Origin of the sequence: Sphingomonas sp. SKA58 (genome assembly GCF_000153545.1) — a bacterium.
GTDB lineage: Bacteria > Pseudomonadota > Alphaproteobacteria > Sphingomonadales > Sphingomonadaceae > Sphingobium > Sphingobium soli.
Genome location: NZ_CH959307.1, coordinates 665711 through 684648, shown reverse-complemented (window position 1 = coordinate 684648; position 18938 = coordinate 665711). Strand labels below are relative to the sequence as shown.

The following is an 18938-nucleotide window of genomic DNA, read 5'->3' as shown; positions in this document are numbered from 1 at the left end:
CCGGCGCGGGCACCGCCTTACCGAACGGGTCAGGCTGCCTTGCCCTTCAGCGCTTTTTGCCGGCGGCGCTGCACGGACGACCCAATACCCATGGCTTCGCGATATTTGGCCACGGTGCGGCGGGCAATATCCATGCCCTTGGCCCGCAGCATATCGACCAGCGTGTCGTCGGACAGGATCGCTTGCGGATCTTCGGCCGAAATCAGCGCCTTGATATGGCTCTTGACCGCTTCGGCCGACACCGCGCCGTCGCCGCCGGCCGCCGCCACGCCGCTCGTGAAGAAATATTTGAGCTCGTAAAGGCCGCGCGGGCAGGAGAGATATTTGTTCGATGTGACGCGGCTGACGGTGCTTTCATGCATGCCGATCGCATCGGCCACGGCCTTGAGCGTCAGGGGCTTTAGGTGCGCGACGCCTTTTTGGAAAAAGCCTTCCTGCTGGCGCAGGATCTCGCTCGCCACCTTGACGATCGTCTTCTGCCGCTGGTCGAGCGCCTTCACCAGCCAGTTGGCGCTGGCTAGGCAGTCGGCCAGCCAGGCCTTGCTATCCTTGTCCTGCTTGCCGGTCGACAGTTCGACATAATAGCTGCGATTGATAAGCACGCGGGGCAGGGTGGCGCTGTTGATTTCGATCGCCCAGCCGTCGCTGGCGGGGCGAATGAAGAGGTCGGGCGTTACCGGGGCGGCGGTGGAGGCGGAAAAGCGCAGGCCGGGCTTGGGGTCATAGCCGCGCAATTCGGCGATCATGTCGGCCATGTCCTCTTCATCCACGCCGCAGATGCGGCGCAGCTGGGGGAGGGCACCCTTGGCCAGCAGGTCCAGATTGGCGAGCAGCCGCGCCATGCAGGGGTCGTGACGATCCGCCTCCTTGGCTTGCAGAGCGAGGCATTCGGCGAGCGATCGCGCGCCAACGCCCGTGGGGTCAAAGCCGTGAATGACGCCAAGCACTCGTTCGACCTGATGCAGCGGCACGCCCAAGCCATGGGCGGTCGCCAGCAGGTTCGCCTCCAGATAGCCCGCCTCGTCGATCTGGCCGATCAACTGCGACGCGATCAGCAGGTCCATGCCCGCAAGGGCGGCGCGCGCCTGATCCATCAGATGTTCCTGAAGGCTGCTGTCGGGCGCAGCGAAACTGTCAAAGTCGGGTGCATCCTCGGCATAGCCGCCGCCGATAGGCTCCATGCCCCCGCCGGTGCCCAGCGCCGACGCGATCCGGTCGCCCGGACCATCGTCGATGAAGGTTTCCGCGCCATGATCGACGTCGAGCGGGCTGTCGGCCGCGCCGAGGCCCTGCGCGATCAGATCGTCGCTCGCTCCGCTTTCGGCCGCCAGCGTCGGGGCCTCGACAGTCCGGTCGATGCCATCGGTCGCGACAGGCGCATCATCTGGGCCGGTGTCGAGCAGCGGGTTCTTTTCCAGTTCGCCCGCGACAAAGGCGTCGAGTTCCAGATTGGACAGCGCCAGCAGCTTGATCGCCTGCTGCAATTGCGGTGTCATGACCAGAGACTGGCTCTGGCGAATGTCGAGGCGCGGCCCCAGCGCCATCAGGCGAGCGCCCGGTCGAGGAGGAAAGGCCGCCCCCGCCCCATGTTACAGCTGGAAATTTTCGCCCAGATACAGGCGGCGGACTTCAGTATTGGCGACCAGTTCGGTCGGATTGCCGGCAAACAGCACCTGACCGCCATAGATGATGCATGCGCGATCGACGATTTCCAGCGTTTCGCGCACATTATGGTCAGTGATGAGAACGCCGATGCCCCGATTCTTGAGGTCCTTCACCAGATCGCGAATGTCGGCTATCGACAGGGGGTCGATGCCGGCAAAGGGTTCGTCGAGCAGCACGATCGAGGGGTTGGCCGCCAGGGCACGGGCGATTTCACAGCGGCGACGCTCACCGCCCGACAGCGCCATGGCAGACGAATCACGCAGCCGGGTGAGGCCGAATTCATCGAGCAGTTGTTCAAGCCGCGCCGCGCGGGCCGCCTTGTCCGGTTCGGCCAGTTCCAGCACCGCGCTGATATTCTGCGCCACGCTCAGCCCCCGAAAAATCGAGGTTTCCTGTGGCAGATAACCCAGGCCCAGAATCGCGCGGCGATACATGGGCAGGCCGGTGATGTCCTGCCCGTCCAGCACGATGCGGCCGCGATCGGGGCGGACCAGCCCCATGACCGAATAGAAACAGGTCGTCTTGCCCGCGCCATTGGGGCCGAGCAGGCCGACCACTTCGCCCTTGCCCACGGTCAAGGACACGTCGGACAGCACCACGCGCTTGTCATAGCTTTTGGCGATCGAGATGACGGACAGGCCATCGCCCACTTCCTGCGGGGCGAGGGGGTGGGCCGGGGTCGGCCGGTCCTGAACGGTCACGTCGTGCATCCTGTCATCCTTGGCGAGCCATGGGTTCGCGCGCATGGATTGGCAGTCCTCGCGCGGCTGGCAAGCTTTGTGCATGGTAACAGGATGGGAGCAAGAGTAAAATCCCGGCTTAGCGGATCGGCAAGGCTGTCTCATATTTGGTCGTCGACAGCGCAAATTGCGACGATGCGCCTGCCACCGACGGATGTTTGAGTAAGGTGCGCATCAGGAAATGTTCATAGTCCGCGACGTCGGACGCGACGACGCGCAGCAGATAATCCCATTCGCCCGACATCGAATAGCATTCCATCACCTGTTCGTGGGCGCGCACGAAATCCTCGAACGCGGCAATGGCTTCGGCGGAAAATTCCTTCATCCGCACATGGCACAGCACAATGACGCCCTGCCCCAGCGCATTGGGATCGGCGATCCACACCGCGCGCCTTAGCAGGCCCTGATCCTGCATCGCACGGACGCGCCGCCAGCAGGACGGGCCGGTGCTCCCGACCCGTTCGGCGAGTTCGGCGTTGCTGAGCGTCGCGTCGCGCTGCAATTCCGAAAGGATACGGCGGTCTAGCAGGTCGAGGCTGGGTAAATTTGTCATGCGATTGGCATATCACGAACATCGCTTTCAGTCAGGCTGCAAGCTGCCGGGATTTTGAAAAGCATTTTCGCGCGTCGTTTGCGATGATGCGCATATGGAGATGGACGCCCAAAATCCGCCCGTCGGCGCGGCAGCCGACTGGACAATTTCGCAGGATTGGACCGCCTATGACGCGGGCGATCATGCGATGTGGGACCGGCTGTTCGAACGACAGGCGGCGATGCTGGAGGGGCGGGTGGTCCCCGAATTTCTCCAGGGTCTCGACATTTTGCGCATGGACCGCCCGGGCATACCGGAATTTACCGCGCTCAACGAGCGGCTACGCGCGGCGACGGGATGGGAAGTGGTCGCGGTTCCGGGGCTGGTGCCCGACCGCATATTCTTCGATCATCTCGCCAACCGGCGCTTTCCGGCCGGTCGGTTCATTCGCACGCCCGAACAGGAGGATTATCTTCAGGAACCGGATATCTTCCACGATGTGTTCGGCCATGTGCCGCTGCTCGCCAACCCTGTGTTCGCCGATTATATGCAGGCCTACGGCCGCGGCGGACTGCGTGCGGACGGAATGGGCGCCATCGCGAAGCTGGCGCGGCTTTACTGGTATACGGTCGAATTCGGCTTGATCCAGACGGATGCGGGCCTGCGCCTTTATGGCGCGGGGATCGTGTCATCCAACGCCGAATCGCATTTCGCGCTGGAGGATCCGTCGCCCAACCGCATCGGCTTTGACCTGCGACGGATCATGCGCACCCGCTATCGCATCGACGATTTCCAGCAGAGCTATTTCGTCATCGACAGTTTCGAGCAGTTGCTGGCGCAAACGACGGAGACGGATTTCGCCCCGCTCTACGCCGATCTCGTCGCGCTGCCTGATTATGACACTGATACCATCGCGCCTGAGGACCGTGTGCTGACGCGCGGCACTCAGGCCTATGCCAGACAGAAGGAAGAGGAGCCTTTATGACCGCCACCATGTTGGACCAGCAGCCCGACGCTGCATCCACCAACCCGCTGGGCCTCAACGGGTTCGAATTCGTCGAATTCACCTCGCCCGATCCCGACGCCATGGCCGCGCAGTTCGAGGCGCTGGGCTTTACCGCGACCCATCGTCATCCGACCAAGAATATCACCCGTTACAAGCAGGGGCGCATCAACCTGATGCTGAACCGGGACGATGCCGGGCGGGTTGCTGCCTTTCGCGGGGTGCATGGACCGTCCGCCAGCGCCATGGCCTTCCGTGTGGCCGATCCGCAAGCGGCGCTTGCCTGGGCGCTCGATCATGGGGCCAAGGCCACGGAAGAGGATGACACGGTGATCGAAGGGATTGGCGGTGCCTATCTCTATTTCATCAAGGATGGCGAGGATCTGTATGCCAATTGGGCGGAGATGCCCGGCTGGCGCGACAAGGAAGCGGCCAACAGCGTCGGGCTGGACCTGCTGGACCACCTGACCCACAATGTGCGGCGCGGCCAGATGCGCGTGTGGAGCGAATTCTACCGCACGCTCTTCAATTTCGAGGAGCAGAAATTCTTCGACATCAAGGGCAAGGCGACCGGCCTCACCAGCCAGGCGATGATCGCACCCGATCGCGCGATCCGCATTCCCTTGAATGAAAGCCAGGACGACAAGAGCCAGATCGAAGAGTTCATCCGCGACTATCATGGCGAGGGTATCCAGCATCTCGCGCTCACGACCGACAATATCTATGACACGGTGGAAAAGCTGCGCGCGCGCGGCGTGCGGCTGCAGGATACGATCGAAACCTATTATGAACTGGTCGACAAGCGCGTGCCCGGCCATGGCGAGGATCTGGAACGGCTGCGCCGGAACCGCATCCTGATCGACGGTGATATCGAAAGCGAGGGCATCCTGCTCCAGATTTTCACGGAGAATATGTTCGGCCCGATCTTTTTCGAGATCATCCAGCGCAAGGGCAATGAAGGCTTTGGCAACGGCAATTTCCAGGCCCTGTTCGAAAGCATCGAACTCGACCAGATCCGCCGCGGGGTGATCAGCGTCGATAGCTGAGCGAGCCGATGCCGCCCGGCGAGCGGCCGGGGCGTGCGCAAAACAACTTTCCGCCAAATAAAATGGCGGCCGGTCCGGGAATTGGAGAGACTTCCCGGACCGACCGCCATGGAGACAAGGCGCGGTGAGGAGACACCGCGCCCTGCCGGGCACTCAGTCGAATTTGAAGCGAACGCCCAAGGCGAAAGTGCGGTCGATCAGCAGCGTGCTACTGTTGAATTCCGTCGGATTGCCGACGTCGCCGAACTTATAGTAATTCTGCTGCTTGGCCTTGGTCAGATTGACGGCGTCGAAGGTGATGCCGATGTCGTCATTGACGTTCCAGGTCAGCTGGAAGTCCAAGCTCTTTTCTGGCGCGCGCCAGAAGCCGATCGGGTTCGCAAAAGACCGGCCTTCATTGTTGTTCAGGAAGCCCTTGCGCCAGATATAGGACAGACGCGCGCCGATCGGACCATTATCATAGGCGAGCGTCGCATTGTAGGAGAGCTTCGACACGCCGAAGAAGGCAGACTTGGTAGTGCCGGTGATCTCACCTGCGTTGTTGACGACCGGGATGGTCTGTTCGGAATCCAGGATCGTCGCGCTGCCCGTGAAGCCGAGGCCGTTTAATACGCTGGGCAGATAGGACGGGAAATAGGTCAGCCCCACTTCCAGCCCCTTGAGCGTCCCGTCGGAGGCATTGGCCGGACGCGTGATATTGAAGAATTCGGTATAGGTTTCGTTGCGCGGCAGATAGTTGTTCGGGATGAATTCGCGCACAGTCAGCGGGACGACCAGCCCGTCAATCTTGCGCTGGAACGCCGTCACATAAATCGCGCTGTTGCGTTCGAAATACCACTCGAGCGCCAAGTCCATATTCTTCGAATGCGTGGGCCGCAGATTGGCATTGCCCGCCGAACCCGTGCCGAAGCCGATACGCGACAGATCGCCGGTCAGCGAGAGATTTGGATTGAGATCGCCAAAGGCGGGACGGCGCAGCGTTTCCCCGTAATTGAAGCGAATGCGCAGATTGTCGGTGATATTGTAGCGCGCGGTGAAGGACGGCAGGAATTTCTCCGACCCCGTCGACACCGTCGTCCGGGCGAAATCATTGCCCCGATCGAAATAGTCGTACAGCGTGTCGATCGCGACGAAGCGCACGCCGGCCTGAAGCTGGAGCGGCCGCCCGAAAAGCTCCAACTCCCCATCTGCAAGGATATAGGCGGCAAGGTTGGATTCGTTGATGCTGAACACGCGCCCGAACGTCATCTGGTCCGATAGCAGAAGGCCCGGCTCGACGGCGCGATACAGCTGACGAACGGCGTCCTTGTTCATGCTGCGCGGATCGGCCAGCACCCAGCTGGTGGGAATGTCGGCGCGGCCATCGAAGAAACCGCTGTTGGTGAAGGGCGTGCCTTCGCCAAAGGCGTCCAGAGTCACCCCCAGCCCGCCGGCGCCCTGATCGCGGACGAAGCTGTCGGCCTTGCGATCATCGTAGCGGAAGCCCGCCTTGATGCGGCGCAGGAAGCCTTCGTCCCACTTATATTCGCCATCCAGCATGAGCGTAAGCGCGCTGCCGGTATTCTTGGTGCCGCTGTCGAACAGGTTGCCAACGGTCCACTGGCTCGCGTCCGTCAGCACATCCTGATTGCCGAAGCTGTAGGCGGGCAAGCCACCCCCGGCATTGAAATCGACATCCAGATCAAGCGGACCGCGATCGGTGCGGATGGCGAAGAAGGAGGTTTCGTTCTTGCTGTCCTGATAGGCGACGTCAGCGGAAATCTTACCTTGCGAGCCGACGTCCCATTTCGCGTTCAGGGCATAGACATAGCTGTCCGTGCGATTGGTTGCCATGTCGCCGCTGTTGAAGCCGGCGACCGAGCCCATTCGGCGCGACTTGATGATGTTCGTGCCGTCATACAGCTCGAAGCTGTTCGCCACGTCGGCCGGCAGGTCGCCCCACCAGTCGGCGAAGCTGAAGTGCAGGCTGTTGAATGTTTCGCCGCGGAAGCCGGTGTAGAAGACTTCGGCGGTGTAGACCGAGCTGTCATTGGGCGCCCATTGCAGCGCGGCGTTGATCGATGGCCGCTCGCGCTTGCCGTAGAGGTCCGACGCGATGACGGCGTCGCGCGAGAGATAATAGGGTGTCTCGACGCCATTGATGTTAAGCGTGGAGCCCGGCGCGGTAGGTAGGCCAGCATCGAGGCCCGGCGTCCAGTTCTGGTTGCGATCGCCCGGGAAGATGCGCTGAAGCGGAGTGAGGCCAGATCCTTCTGGCGGATTTTCCGTCGCGAACGGCACCATCGCGCCGGCCTGGAGATTCTGGTTGCGATATTCAGCGCGGGTGAAGCTGGCATTCACCAGGATGCCGATGTCGCCGATCCCGGTTTCCCAACGATCGCTGACCAGCAGCGCCACGTTGGGGTTCACCTTGTCCGCCAGTTCGGAATAAATGCCGCGCGCGAGACCGGAGATGGTGAAGCCATCAAAGTCGAGCGGGCGACGGGTCTGCACGTCGATCTGGCCGGCCAGGCCGGTTTCCAGCTGGTCGGCCGAACGGGTCTTGTAGACGTCGACACGGCTGACAAGGTTCGCCGAAATATCCTGGAGCGCGAAGGATGTGCCTGCTGCTGTGAAGATATTGCGGCCATTGAGGGTGGTAAGCGGATCCGTCAGGCCACGAATGGTGATCGTCGCTGTCTCGCCACCCGCACGATCGGTGACCTGAATGCCGGTCACGCGCTGAAGCGCTTCGACAACATTATTGTCGGGCAGCTTGCCGACATCTTCCGACACGATCGAATCGACGATCTGCGTTGATTCCCTGCGGACATTCAGCGCACCCACGATCGACGCGCGCACGCCGGTCACGACGATTTCGTTGACCTCATCGTCCGCCTGCGGCGCGGCGGCGGAGTCGGGCACGGTCTGCGCTTGCGCGGCACCCGCCAGCATCAGCGCAACCATGGATGTGGAACCAAAAATGACGGACTTCAAAGCCATCGGATATCCTCCCCAAGGGGCTGGCGCATACGCCATGCCCATGTTTCGATTACTCCGACTAATTATTGCTCCGACAAATGAAGCGCAAGTGGAAAATCGGCCCACTATGTAGGATGGCCTGGGTCAGTGACATTTATGCTGCATATTGGGCTGAAAGCGGGACGGAAGACCGCAAAAATATGCAAAAAGCCGGCGACCGTTCGGACCGCCGGCATTCTGAATGATGGCCGTTTGTCTGACTTAGTGGATTGTCAGTCCGCCCGCCAATAGGCGGAGTTGTCGCGGCTGGCAACGAGGGCGACCTGGCCATCGACCATGCCGATGGCCTTGCCCGGTGCGGCGACGGCGGCGAGCCGCAGCAGGCCCTGCCCCTTTTCCTCCAGGCGCACAAACTGGCTACGCAGCGAAAAGTCCGCGCTCTTGCTGTCGGGTTGCAGCGTCACGGTGCCATCCTTGGCAGCGACCAGATAATGGTCCGGCATGAGAATGGGCGAGAGCATGATGCTGTCCTTGCCTGCGCGACCCTTCGTCTGGCGGAACTGCGTCTGCGCCAGCGATGGGTTGCCGCCGATCAGGCGCGTGCCTTCATGCGCCAGCAACGCGGCCGGGTTCGCGGCGGACACGAAGCGCTCGGGCAGGGGGCCATTGCCCACCGGCACGCCGAAATCGGGCGTGCCATCGGCCGTATAATAGAGGCGCTGGACCCGGGTGTGGCGGTCCGGGTTGAACAGCGGGTCGCCTTTGATCTCCTCATAGTCACGGCCGTGATAGACCAGCATGTCGCGGCCCTGTTCGTCGACCGTAAAGCTGTTGTGGCCGGGGCCATAGACGCTGGTCTGGGAATTGGTGACGAACACCGGCTGCTTGGACTTGGTCCAGCTTTTGGGGTCCATCAGATCGGCATTTTCGTCGGCGGTGAGCAATCCCAGGCAATAGCGCGCATCGGTCGCGCTGGCCGAATAGGTCATGAACAGGCGGCCATTGCGATGAAGGATCGCGGGCGCCTCCCCCACCTTGTAGCCGCGCACTTCCCAGTCGAGCGTCGGGACGGTGAGCCGCGCGGGTTGGGCGCTGAACGTCAGCGGCGTCTTCATCGGCGCGATATAGAGATTGGAATTGGTGTCGATGCCGGGTTCGCGCTGCGCCCAGGCCATGTAGCGCACGCCCTTGTGGACGAAGATGGTGGAATCGAGATTGAAGCTGTCCCACGGCGTCTGCAATTCGCCCAGCACGCGCCATTTCCCGGTCATGGGATCGGCACCGTCACACACCACCGCATAGGTGCGGATGCGGAACACGTCGTCCCCGCCGCCGCTCGGGCCAGCGGCGAAATACATATACCAGACGCCGTCGATCTGATGCAGTTCGGGCGCCCAGAGGAAGCCGGAGCGCGGCCCGCTGGCTTCATGCCGCCACAGCACCGCTTCCTTGGCTGTCGCAAGACCGGCGATGGTCTTGGAGCGGCGCAGAACAAGCCGGTCATATTCAGGCACGGAGCCGGTCATGTAATAATAGCCGTCTTCGTGACGGAAAATCTGCGCATCGGCGCGGTTCTTGACCAGTGGGTTGACGGGCACCGGGGCGGCGGCGTCGGCCTTGGCCGCACGCACTGCGGCCGGCGCTGCCGACAGGGCGGCAGCGCTACCGATGAAGCCGCGACGGGACAGGGCGAAAGACATCAGGTTTCTCCGGTTAAGTCAGACTAATAAGGATCAATATTGTGCTACGGGCCATCCGTCAGCCCCCCATGTCACCGGCGCGATGCGCAGGGTCGGCGCGCCGTCCGCCTGTTTGTCATAGGCGTGATAGACGACATAGTCCTTGCCGTCCGTGTCATGCAGCCAGCCGGCATGACCCGGGCCGCGCCAGCGCTGCTGTTCCTGAAGATCGGCGCGCAGGAAGATGGTTCCGCCCCCTTCCATCAGCTTGCTGCCATCCCTCCCCACATAGGGGCCCGTAATTTCCTTCGATCGGCCGATCACGGTATAATATGTGCTGTTCACGCCCTTGCAGCAATAATCATAGCTGACCATCAGCCAGTAATAACCGCCATGGTCGATAATGAAGGGCGCTTCCACCGGAGCAGGGCCCCCGGCTGGAGCCGGGCGGCGGGCAATGCTGATGGGCCTGGCCTCCGGATCCTTGGGCTTGCCGGTTTTCGGGTCGAGCTCGAACAGCTTTATGCCGGTCCAGAAACTGCCCAGCGTCAACCAGTGACGTCCTTGCCGGTCGATGATGAAATTGGGGTCGATTGCGTTGTAATCATCTTCCTTCGTCGACAGGACCACCATCCCTTCGTCGCGCCAGCCATAGTCGGGCGAGGCGCGATCCAGCGTCCTTGAGGTGGCAAGGCCGATCGCCGACCGGTTGGAGCCGAAGGTCGAGACCGAATAATAGAGGCGATAGCGACCATCGACGAAGCTGATGTCGGGCGCCCACATGCCGTTGCTGCCTGGAATCGCCTGACTTGCCCAAGCGGGCAGGGCAGTGAAGACGGGGTCGCCGGCTTTCCAGTGGACAAGGTCGGAGGAGGTGCGCGTTTCGATCAGTCGCTTGCCGTGGCCAGTGCTGAACACATGATAGATGCCGCCTTCGCGGATGATGACCGGGTCATGGGTTGGCGTAAGGTCGCCCGCCAAGCGGCTGTTGAGCGACGCGTCGGCGGCATCGGCGGAGGATTGCGCGCAGGCCGGCGCGGCGAAAAGGGCAAGGCCCGCCCAGGCGCAGAGGATCGATCGGACCATGGCGGCCTCTCCTTCATTCAGATGCGTGCCGCCGCCCCGCCATGGAGCGACGACAAAGGGGATGGAGCGGGCGGCGATTCCACCCTCCGCCCGCTCCAAACTGTCATTGCAGGTCGAGCACCACGACCGATTTGGGCGGCAGGGTGACGCTGAGCGTGCCGCCGCTGACCTGCGCCCCGGTGAACGGCGCGGGCTTGATCGTTTCAGGCGCATCGAAGCTGTTGTGCGCATTCATCGCCGACGCCGTCAGGATGCGGCCGGCCACCGTCGCGGCGTTGAGGCCGTCCAGCTTCACCGTCACTGTGTTGGGCTGGTTCGGGTCCAGGTTGGACAGGCCGACATGCACCTTGCCGTCCTTGCCACGCACGGCCGAACCGCTCACTGCCGGCATGGTGAATTGCCCCTTTCCATACCATGGCGTGTCAAGCTCGATCGGCAGCACAGTCGCGTCCTGCCACGGCTTGTACATCTCGAAGACATGATAGGTGGGGGTCAGCACCATCTTCTTGCCGTCGGTCAGGATCATTGCCTGAAGCACATTCACCATCTGCGCAATGGCGGTCATTCGTACGCGGTCGGCATGCTTGGCGAAAATGTCGAGATGGACCGAGGCGACCAGCGCGTCGCGCAGCGTATTCTGCTGGCGCAGGAAGCCGGGATGCGTGCCGGGGTCCTGCGCATACCAGGTGCCCCATTCATCGACCGCCAGGAAGACCCGCTTCTTGGGGTCATATTTGTCCATGATCGCGACATGCTTGGTGATCAGCTCGTCCATATGGACGGCCTTGGCCAGGGTGTCGGCCCATTCGGTCTCGCCGAAATTGACCGGATCGGCCTTGGGAGGCCAGCCACCTTGGGGCAGAGTGTAATAATGGAGCGAAAGCGCGTCCAGCTGGTCGGCCGCGACCCGCATCATCGTTTCGGTCCAATTATAGTCATCGACATTGGCGCCGGCCGCAATCTTCAGGATTTTCGTGCCGCGCGGGGCCTTGATAAAAGTGGCGTAACGGCGGGTCACGTCGGCGGCATATTCGGCGCGCATATTGCCGCCGCAGCCCCATAGTTCATTGCCGATGCCGAAATAGGGCACCGCATAGGGTTCCTTGTGCCCGTTCTTCGCGCGCTCTTCCGCCAGGGTGCCGGCGGGCGCAGTCATATATTCGACCCACTCGGCCATTTCCTGTGGCGTGCCGTTGCCGACATTGCCCGCGACATAGGCTTCCGCCCCCACCTGACGCAGCAATTCGAAAAATTCGTCGGTGCCCACGCTATTGGGCTCGGTCACGCCGCCCCAATGGGTGTTGACCTTGACCGGGCGCTTCGCCTTGGGACCGACGCCTTCGCGCCAGTGATATTCGTCGGCGAAACAGCCGCCGGGCCAGCGGATGACGGGCACGGACAGGTTGCGCAGCGCCGCGACGACGTCGTTGCGAAAGCCGTTGGTGTTGGGGATGGATTTGTCATTGCCGACCCACAGGCCGCCGTAGATGCCATTGCCCAGATGTTCGGCAAATTGGGTAAAGATTCGTCGGTCATAGACCGGGCCGGGCGTGTCGGCGTGGATGGTCGCACTGGTCGGCGTGCCGTCGGTGTCGGCAATGGCCGGGGCCGCCAGCGCGCTCGTCGCCAGCAGCAGCGCGGCGGTCGCGCGGCGCAAATAACTGATCATGTCGGTCCTCTCCTGTTGCAATCAGTCGTGAAAAGGGTCGGTGGTCTCGCGGCGGCCACGCAGGAAGGCGTCGGCGACCAGCCGTAGCGGCGCTGTATCGACGTCACTGCGGCCGCCACGGATCAGCGTGGAAAAGCGGCTGTAGAGTCCTGCATATTCGATATCTTCGCCATGTTCGGTCCCGCTGGGCAGGGTCAGCACCGCGCCGCCCTGACTGAGCCTGAGCACGCCGGCATCGGTATCCACGACAATGTTCCAGCTTTGCGGTCCGGTCTGCCGCCAGTCCAGATCCATATGGATCGGCGCGCCCGCCGTGTCGCGAAAGGCGATGTCGGCGGCGATCGGCGCGGCGCGGTTTTCCGGCAGGACCAAAGTCGCGTCCTTCAGGAAGAAGGGGCGGGGCAATATGTGCGTGACGATGGAGAGGGCGTTGATGCCGGGGTCGAACACGCCAAGCCCGCCCGGCTGCCAGATCCATGCCTGCCCCGGATGCCAGACGCGCACATCCTCCCGCCAGACGATCGAGACCTTGTCGATGCGGCGCTCGGCCAGCCAGGCGCGGGCGGGGGCGACGCCGGCGGCAAAACGGCTGTGCCATGCCGCGAACAGCGTCGCGCCGACCCTGTCCGCTTGGGTTTTCAGCGCTTCCACTTCAGCGAGCGTGGCGCCGGGCGGCTTTTCCAGGAACACATGCGCGCCGCGACCCAGCGCCTGCGCGGCCAGTTCATAGCGGACTTGCGGCGGGGTGCAGAGGGCGACCGCATCCACCGCCGGCCCCTGCGCCAGCAACGCATCCAGACTGGCATGATGGGGCACGCCGGGCAGGCCCGCATCATGCGGGCTGACGGTTGCAGCCAGGCTGAACGCACCATTGCCTCGGATGGCCGGCACATGCTGGTCACGCGCGATCTTGCCGATGCCGACGATCGCGATACGGATCGGGTCCATCTCGCTCAGAGCGTCTTGACGGCGACCTGGACAGGTGCGGCGCGCTTCAGTTCGTTGCGCACCGGCAGGGTGAAGGGCGCGGCGAGAATTTCGAACACATCGCCTTCCTGGCATGCCACGCCGTCGCTGAAGGACAGGGTGGCGGTGCCGAAGAAATGGACGTGAACGTCGCCGGCGCGGCGAAACAGGTCATATTTGAAGTGATGATGTTCCAGATTGGCAAAGCTGTGCGACATGTTGCCCTCGCCGGACAGGAAGGGCTTTTCCCAGATCACTTCGCCATTGCGCAGGATGCGGCTTGCCCCCTCGATATGTTCGGGCGGCGTGCCGACCAGCAATTCCGGACCCAGCGAAGCCTGGCGCAGCTTGCTATGGGCAAGCCAGAGATAATTGTGTCGTTCGGTGATATGGTCGGAAAATTCATTGGCGAGCGCCAGCCCCAGTCGGTGAGGCGTGCCATCCTCGCCGATCAGGTAGATGCCAGCCAGTTCCGGTTCCTCACCGCCATCCTGGGCGAAGGCGGGCATGGTGAAGGGGGCGCCGGGATCGACCAATTGCGACCCGTCCCCTTTGTAGAACCATTCGGGCTGCTGTCCGACTTCGCCGTCCGCAGGCTTGCCGCCTTCCAGACCTTCGAGAAACATGCGCATGGAGTCGGTCTGTTTTTCCGCCGCAGCGGCTTCGCGATGCATCTTGTCGCGGCCTTCGGCCGAGCCGAGATGGGTAAGGCCGGTGCCGGTCATCAGCAGATGGGCGCCATCATCATGGTCGATCGGCGCAAGCAGTCTGCCGGCCTCATATTCCGCTGCGATATCGATCGCACTGCCCTGACCGGCGTCGGTCACCGCCTGCGCCAGATCGATGCCCTGCGCGATCGCATGGAGCGCCAGTGCGCGGATGCTGGCGAAGCCGGGGACAAGATAGGCGGTATCGCCCTGTGCAGCGATGACGGCGCGCTCGCCCGAATCCGAACGATGCTGCAACAGACGCAATGACATGAACACTCTCCTCCCGCGCGCCCTGCCGGCGCTGGATCCGACGAAATAGCTGCTGCCCGCGCGACGATATGTCGCTCAGGCGATGAAGCTCAATTACTCCGACATATTGCAAGGCGATGGCAAAGGCAATGATTGTATTTTAGAGGGAACTATGCCTCAAAGGATCAAGGTGGGGAGGAGCCCGAATGGTGAAAGAAAGTCCGTCGTTGCGAGCGGAAGAGGCGACTGGCAACGGCAAGGACCGGGCGACGCGGGGGCCGGGTCGTCGGCTGCACGGCGCGATCGCGCACAAGCTGGGCACCGCGATCTTGTCGGGGCAATATCAACCCGGAGACACCTTATCGGGCGAAGTCGCTTTTGCCGAGGAGTTGGAAGTGTCGCGCAGCGCCTATCGCGAGGCGATCCAGGTGCTGACCGCCAAGGGGCTGGTCGAAAGCCGGCCCAAGGCGGGGACGCGCGTCCTGCCGCGCACGCGCTGGAACCTGCTGGATCCCGATGTTCTGGCCTGGGCCTTTGCCGGGGAGCCTGACATCCAGTTCGTGCGCGACCTGTTCGAATTGCGCGCCATCGTCGAGCCGGCCGCGGCCCGGCTGGCGGCGCAGCGGCGCGACAAGGATGACCTCAAGCTCATGAAGGACGCGCTCGCCGCGATGCGTCGTCATACGCTGGCGACCGACGCCGGCCGCGCGGCCGACCGTGATTTTCACAATGCGATCCTCAACGCCACGTGCAATGACGCCCTGCTGGTGCTCACGGCCAGTATCGGTGCGGCGGTCAATTGGACGACCCAGTTCAAGCAGCGCGCCCGCGCCCTGCCGCGCAATCCCATTCCCGATCATGTTCGCGTCTATGACGCCATCGTCGCGGGCGACCCGAAGGCGGCGGCCGAGGCGATGGGCGTACTGGTCGATCTCGCGCTCGAAGACACGGCGAGCGCGATGGAGCGATAAGGCGCACAGAAAGCAGAACGCAAAAAAGGGCCGGCGCATATCCCAAGCGCCGGCCCTTTTTCCTGTCCGATGGTGCGACCCCTCGGCTCGTTACGCCTCGATTTGCTGGTCCGGCAGCGCGTTGGTCGTCTTCGACCCCCACAGCGCGTAGAAGAGCACATAGAGTTCGCAGGCGGCGGTCAGCAGGAAGCTGGTCTGCAGACCATAATGATCGGCCAGCCAACCCTGCACCACCACCAGCGCGCCGCCGGCGATCGCCATGATGAGCAAGCCCGATCCTTCCTCGGTCAGGGGCCCAAGCCCCTTGATGCCGAGCGTGAAGATGGTCGGGAACATGATCGAGTGGAACAGGCCGACCAGGATCAGCGACCACATGGCGATGGGGCCTGTAGTGAACACCGTTACCAGCATCACGATGAACGCGCCGATCGAGAAGGCGGCGAGGACATGGCCGGCATCGAAGCGCTGCATGATCGCGGAACCCGCAAAGCGGCCGACCATCATGCCGCCCCACAGGAAGGTCAGGTAATTGCCGGCCTGTTCATGGGTCAGGTTAGCGATCTGCGGCTGGCTGACGAAATTGATGAACAGGTTGGCGACGCCGATTTCTGCGATCAAATAGATGAAAATCGCGGGAATGCCGAACACCAGGTTGCGGTGCTTCCACAGCGAATGCTTCTTGCGTTCTTCCTTGTTGTGGCGCTGCGTCGCATTGCCCATGGCGGGCAGGGGGAAGCGGGCGATGACCACGGCCAGGACGGTCAGCACGATCGCGACCAGCACATAGGGCAGGATGACCGACTGCGCATCGGCGAGTCGCTCGGCCTGGGTGAGGACGACTTCGCCCTGCGCAGTGCCGCCCTTGGACCGGCCCAGGATCAGATAGGCCCCGAACATCGGCGCCAGCATCGTGCCCGCCGAGTTCATCGCCTGCACAAGGTTGAGGCGCGAGGAGGCGGTTTCGGGCTTGCCGACGACCGCGACATAGGGGTTGGCAGCAACCTGCAACAGCGTGATGCCGCTGGCGATCACGAACAGCATGATCAGCGTGACGCCATAGGATGGAATGGAGGCCGCCAGCGTCATGCCCAGCGCGCCCGCCGCCATGATGAGCAGACCGATCACCATCGACTTTTGATAGCCCACCCGTTCGATCAGCTTGGCCGATGGGATGGACGCGAAGAAATAGGCGATGAACCAGACCGATTCGATCAGCGTCGTCTGGGTGTAGCTCAGATCAAACACGCTGCGCAGATGCGGCAGCAATGTGTTGTTGATGACGGTGATGAAGCCCCACATGAAAAAGAGGCTGGCGAGCAGCGCGAGCGCGGGGCCGTAGCGCGTGCCGGGATTATGCGTTGCGGCCGGCGCAGCGCCAGACGAGATCGGTCCTGCCATTCATCCTTCTCCAGTGCAGTTCCAGGCGGCGGGCGACCGATCAAGGGTTGCGCACGCCAATTTTGTCGGAGTATATCCCGCGAAACCGCCCGTCAATGGGCGCGCGTCACCGGGAGGAAGTCCAATGCGAAAGGTCGTCACGTTGAAAACAGCGTTGTCATATGCGCTCGCCCTCAGCCTCGCAAGCGGAACAGCGCTTGCCGCCGAAGCGAGCCGCGCGCCGGCCGGAACGATCGACGGCGCGGCCATCGAAACGCTGACGCTTACCAACGGTCAGGGCGTGACGGCGAAAATCCTGACCTATGGCGCGACGCTCCAGTCGCTGATGGCGCCGGGCAAGGACGGGCAGAGCATGGATGTGCTGCTCGGTTATGACGACGCAAAGGATTATGCCGACCATCCCAATTATTTCGGCGTCACCGTTGGCCGCTACGCCAACCGTATCGCCGGCGGCAAATTCAGCCTGGACGGCAAGGCCTATCAGCTGCCGGTAAACGACAATGACGTCAATTCGCTGCACGGCGGCGGCAAGGGCTTTGACAAGCAGGTTTGGAAGGTCGTGTCGATCAAGAGCGGGCCGACCGCCAAGGCGGTGCTGGCGCTCACCAGTCCCGATGGCGATGCGGGCTATCCTGGCAAGCTGGACGTTACTGTCACCTACACGCTGGACGAAAGCGGCAATCTGGGCATCGCCTTCGACGCGAAGACCGACAAGCCGACCATCGTCAACATGACCAACCACGCCATTTTCAACCTGGCAGGCGAAGGGTCGCCCGAAGGGGCGCTGGGTCATGTATTGACCATCCCCGCCAAGGCCTTCACGCCGGTCGACGCCAACCTCATCCCGACGGGCGAATTGAAGCCGGTCGACGGCAGCGTGTTCGATTTCCGCATGCCGCGCCGCGTTGCTGATGGCATTCGCGATGGCCGCGACCAGCAGATCGTCTATGGCCGGGGCTATGACCATAATTGGGCGCTCGACAAGGGGGCGACCCGGACGCCCGAACTGGCCGCGCGGCTGGAAGACCCGGTGTCGGGCCGGGTGCTCGAAGTGCTGACGACCGAGCCGGGCGTGCAGTTCTACGCTGGCAACTTCCTCGACGGAACGCTGGTCGGCAAGGGCGGCCATCTGTATCGGATGGGCGACGGCATTGCGCTGGAGCCGCAGAAATTCCCCGACGCGCCGAACAAGCCATCCTTCCTGTCGGCGCGGGTCGATCCGGGCAAGCCCTATCACCACCAGATGATCTATCGGCTATCGGTGAAGCGCTGATGCCGCAATGGCGGATGATCGCGCGCGAAGGCGCGGACATATTGGGGGAGGGGACATTGTGGTCGGCGCGGGGAAACGCCGTCTACTGGGTCGACATCCTCGCCCCGGCGCTCAACCGCCTGTCGCTCGATGACGGGGCTGTCACCCGCATTGCTATGCCGGAACCGCTCGGCTGGCTGGCGGAACGGCAGGCGGGCGGTTTCATAGCCGGCTTTCAGAGCGGCTTTGCCGCGCTAACGCTCGACCCGCTGACGATTGATCCCATCGGCGACCCCGAACCGCACTTTCCGGGAAACCGGATGAACGACGGCAAGGCCGACCGCCAGGGCCATATCTGGTGCGGCACGATGGACATGGCCGAAGAGCATGATCGCGGGTCGCTTTACCGCCTTGCGCCCGATCACAGCTGGACCGTCATCGACAGCGAATATCGGGTGCCCAATGGCCCCTGTTTCTCGCCCTGCGGCCAATGGCTCTATCACAGCGACACGGCAAAGCGGCAGATATACCGCCTCCGCCGGACGGAGGAGGGGGCCACGGATCGCGAACCGTTCATCCAGTTCGCGGAGACGGATGGCTATCCCGATGGCATGACCGTCGATGCCGAAGGCCATATCTGGGTGGCGCATTGGGGTGGTAGCCGGGTCAGCCGCTTCACCCCTGATGGCCGGTTGGACCGCGCGATCGCCCTGCCGGCACGGCAGGTGACCAATATCTGCTTTGCCGGCCCTGATCTCGATCGAATGTTCGTCAGTTCCGCGACTGTCGGGTTGGACGATCCTTCCGAGCATGATGGCGGCTTTTTTGAGGTCGACTGCGGCGTGAAGGGCTTGCCCACGCATTTGTTCGCCGGCTGAAAGAGCGCGAAATTTCATAGGGAAGGGGGGAGCGGTGGGCCTTGGCACACGCGCTCCCTTTCTCATTCCATTCAAAGCCAATCAGCCCACTTGCATTTGCCGGGAAATGCCTTTAACAAGCGAGGACAACGTT

At 62.8% G+C, this 18938-nt stretch carries 15 protein-coding genes; 5 read left to right on the top strand and 10 right to left on the bottom strand.

The genetic code is table 11. The features are described from left to right. Positions 1-29 precede the first annotated feature (29 nt). The 3 genes from rpoN to SKA58_RS12685 all read right to left on the bottom strand — a co-directional run bounded on the left by rpoN (position 30) and on the right by SKA58_RS12685 (position 2958). Positions 30-1544, bottom strand: coding sequence for an RNA polymerase factor sigma-54 (gene rpoN / locus SKA58_RS12695; RefSeq protein WP_009822848.1), 1515 nt, complete (start codon positions 1542-1544; stop codon positions 30-32). A 45-nt stretch (positions 1545-1589) separates the two neighbouring features. Beyond that, positions 1590-2375, bottom strand: coding sequence for an LPS export ABC transporter ATP-binding protein (gene lptB, locus SKA58_RS12690; RefSeq protein WP_037543555.1), 786 nt, complete (start codon positions 2373-2375; stop codon positions 1590-1592). 109 nt (positions 2376-2484) lie between these two features. Next, positions 2485-2958 carry an Lrp/AsnC family transcriptional regulator gene (locus SKA58_RS12685; protein ID WP_009822846.1) on the bottom strand — a complete coding sequence of 158 codons (474 nt, stop codon included), beginning with the start codon at positions 2956-2958 and terminating at the stop codon, positions 2485-2487. Positions 2959-3052: 94 nt separating this feature from the next. Here SKA58_RS12685 and phhA point away from each other — a divergent pair, with 94 nt between their 5' ends. Together phhA and hppD are read left to right on the top strand one after the other, a co-directional pair. Next, complete coding sequence (gene phhA / locus SKA58_RS12680; RefSeq protein ID WP_009822845.1) at positions 3053-3922, top strand: phenylalanine 4-monooxygenase; 870 nt, start codon at positions 3053-3055, stop codon at positions 3920-3922. Further along, positions 3919-4986 carry a 4-hydroxyphenylpyruvate dioxygenase gene (gene hppD / locus SKA58_RS12675; RefSeq protein ID WP_009822844.1) on the top strand — a complete coding sequence of 356 codons (1068 nt, stop codon included), beginning with the start codon at positions 3919-3921 and terminating at the stop codon, positions 4984-4986. Before phhA ends, hppD begins: the two co-directional genes overlap by 4 nt. A 153-nt stretch (positions 4987-5139) precedes the next feature. Here hppD and SKA58_RS12670 read toward each other — a convergent pair whose 3' ends face one another. The 6 genes from SKA58_RS12670 to araD1 all read right to left on the bottom strand — a co-directional run bounded on the left by SKA58_RS12670 (position 5140) and on the right by araD1 (position 14327). After that, positions 5140-7968 (bottom strand): TonB-dependent receptor, encoded by a 2829-nt coding sequence (locus SKA58_RS12670; RefSeq protein WP_009822843.1) that lies wholly within the window; start codon positions 7966-7968, stop codon positions 5140-5142. 251 nt (positions 7969-8219) lie between these two features. After that, positions 8220-9647: a glycoside hydrolase family 43 protein gene (locus tag SKA58_RS12665; RefSeq protein ID WP_009822841.1), complete on the bottom strand. Its 1428-nt coding sequence runs from the start codon at positions 9645-9647 to the stop codon at positions 8220-8222. Between the two features lie 33 nt (positions 9648-9680). Then, the gene (locus SKA58_RS12660) at positions 9681-10712 is read right to left on the bottom strand and encodes an arabinan endo-1,5-alpha-L-arabinosidase (RefSeq protein WP_037543145.1); all 1032 of its coding nucleotides are present in this window, start codon (positions 10710-10712) and stop codon (positions 9681-9683) included. Positions 10713-10815: 103 nt separating this feature from the next. Further along, on the bottom strand, positions 10816-12381 hold the full coding sequence (locus tag SKA58_RS12655) for an alpha-N-arabinofuranosidase (RefSeq protein WP_009822839.1): 1566 nt from the start codon (positions 12379-12381) through the stop codon (positions 10816-10818). Positions 12382-12402: 21 nt separating this feature from the next. Then, the gene (locus SKA58_RS12650) at positions 12403-13329 is read right to left on the bottom strand and encodes a Gfo/Idh/MocA family protein (protein ID WP_009822838.1); all 927 of its coding nucleotides are present in this window, start codon (positions 13327-13329) and stop codon (positions 12403-12405) included. Positions 13330-13334: 5 nt separating this feature from the next. Further along, entirely contained in the window at positions 13335-14327 is a 993-nt protein-coding gene (gene araD1, locus SKA58_RS12645) for an AraD1 family protein (protein ID WP_009822837.1), read from the bottom strand. A gap of 185 nt (positions 14328-14512) precedes the next feature. Here araD1 and SKA58_RS12640 point away from each other — a divergent pair, with 185 nt between their 5' ends. Further along, complete coding sequence (locus tag SKA58_RS12640; protein ID WP_009822836.1) at positions 14513-15277, top strand: FadR/GntR family transcriptional regulator; 765 nt, start codon at positions 14513-14515, stop codon at positions 15275-15277. Between the two features lie 90 nt (positions 15278-15367). On the opposite strand, the gene SKA58_RS12635 is transcribed toward SKA58_RS12640, so the two are convergent. Further along, positions 15368-16675, bottom strand: a complete 1308-nt coding sequence (locus SKA58_RS12635; protein WP_009822835.1) for a sugar MFS transporter — start codon at positions 16673-16675, stop codon at positions 15368-15370. A 124-nt stretch (positions 16676-16799) separates the two neighbouring features. Here SKA58_RS12635 and SKA58_RS12630 point away from each other — a divergent pair, with 124 nt between their 5' ends. Both SKA58_RS12630 and SKA58_RS12625 read left to right on the top strand, forming a co-directional pair. Further along, the gene (locus SKA58_RS12630) at positions 16800-17948 is read left to right on the top strand and encodes an aldose epimerase family protein (RefSeq protein WP_009822834.1); all 1149 of its coding nucleotides are present in this window, start codon (positions 16800-16802) and stop codon (positions 17946-17948) included. Continuing rightward, on the top strand, positions 17948-18805 hold the full coding sequence (locus SKA58_RS12625) for an SMP-30/gluconolactonase/LRE family protein (protein ID WP_009822833.1): 858 nt from the start codon (positions 17948-17950) through the stop codon (positions 18803-18805). Before SKA58_RS12630 ends, SKA58_RS12625 begins: the two co-directional genes overlap by 1 nt. Positions 18806-18938 lie beyond the last annotated feature (133 nt).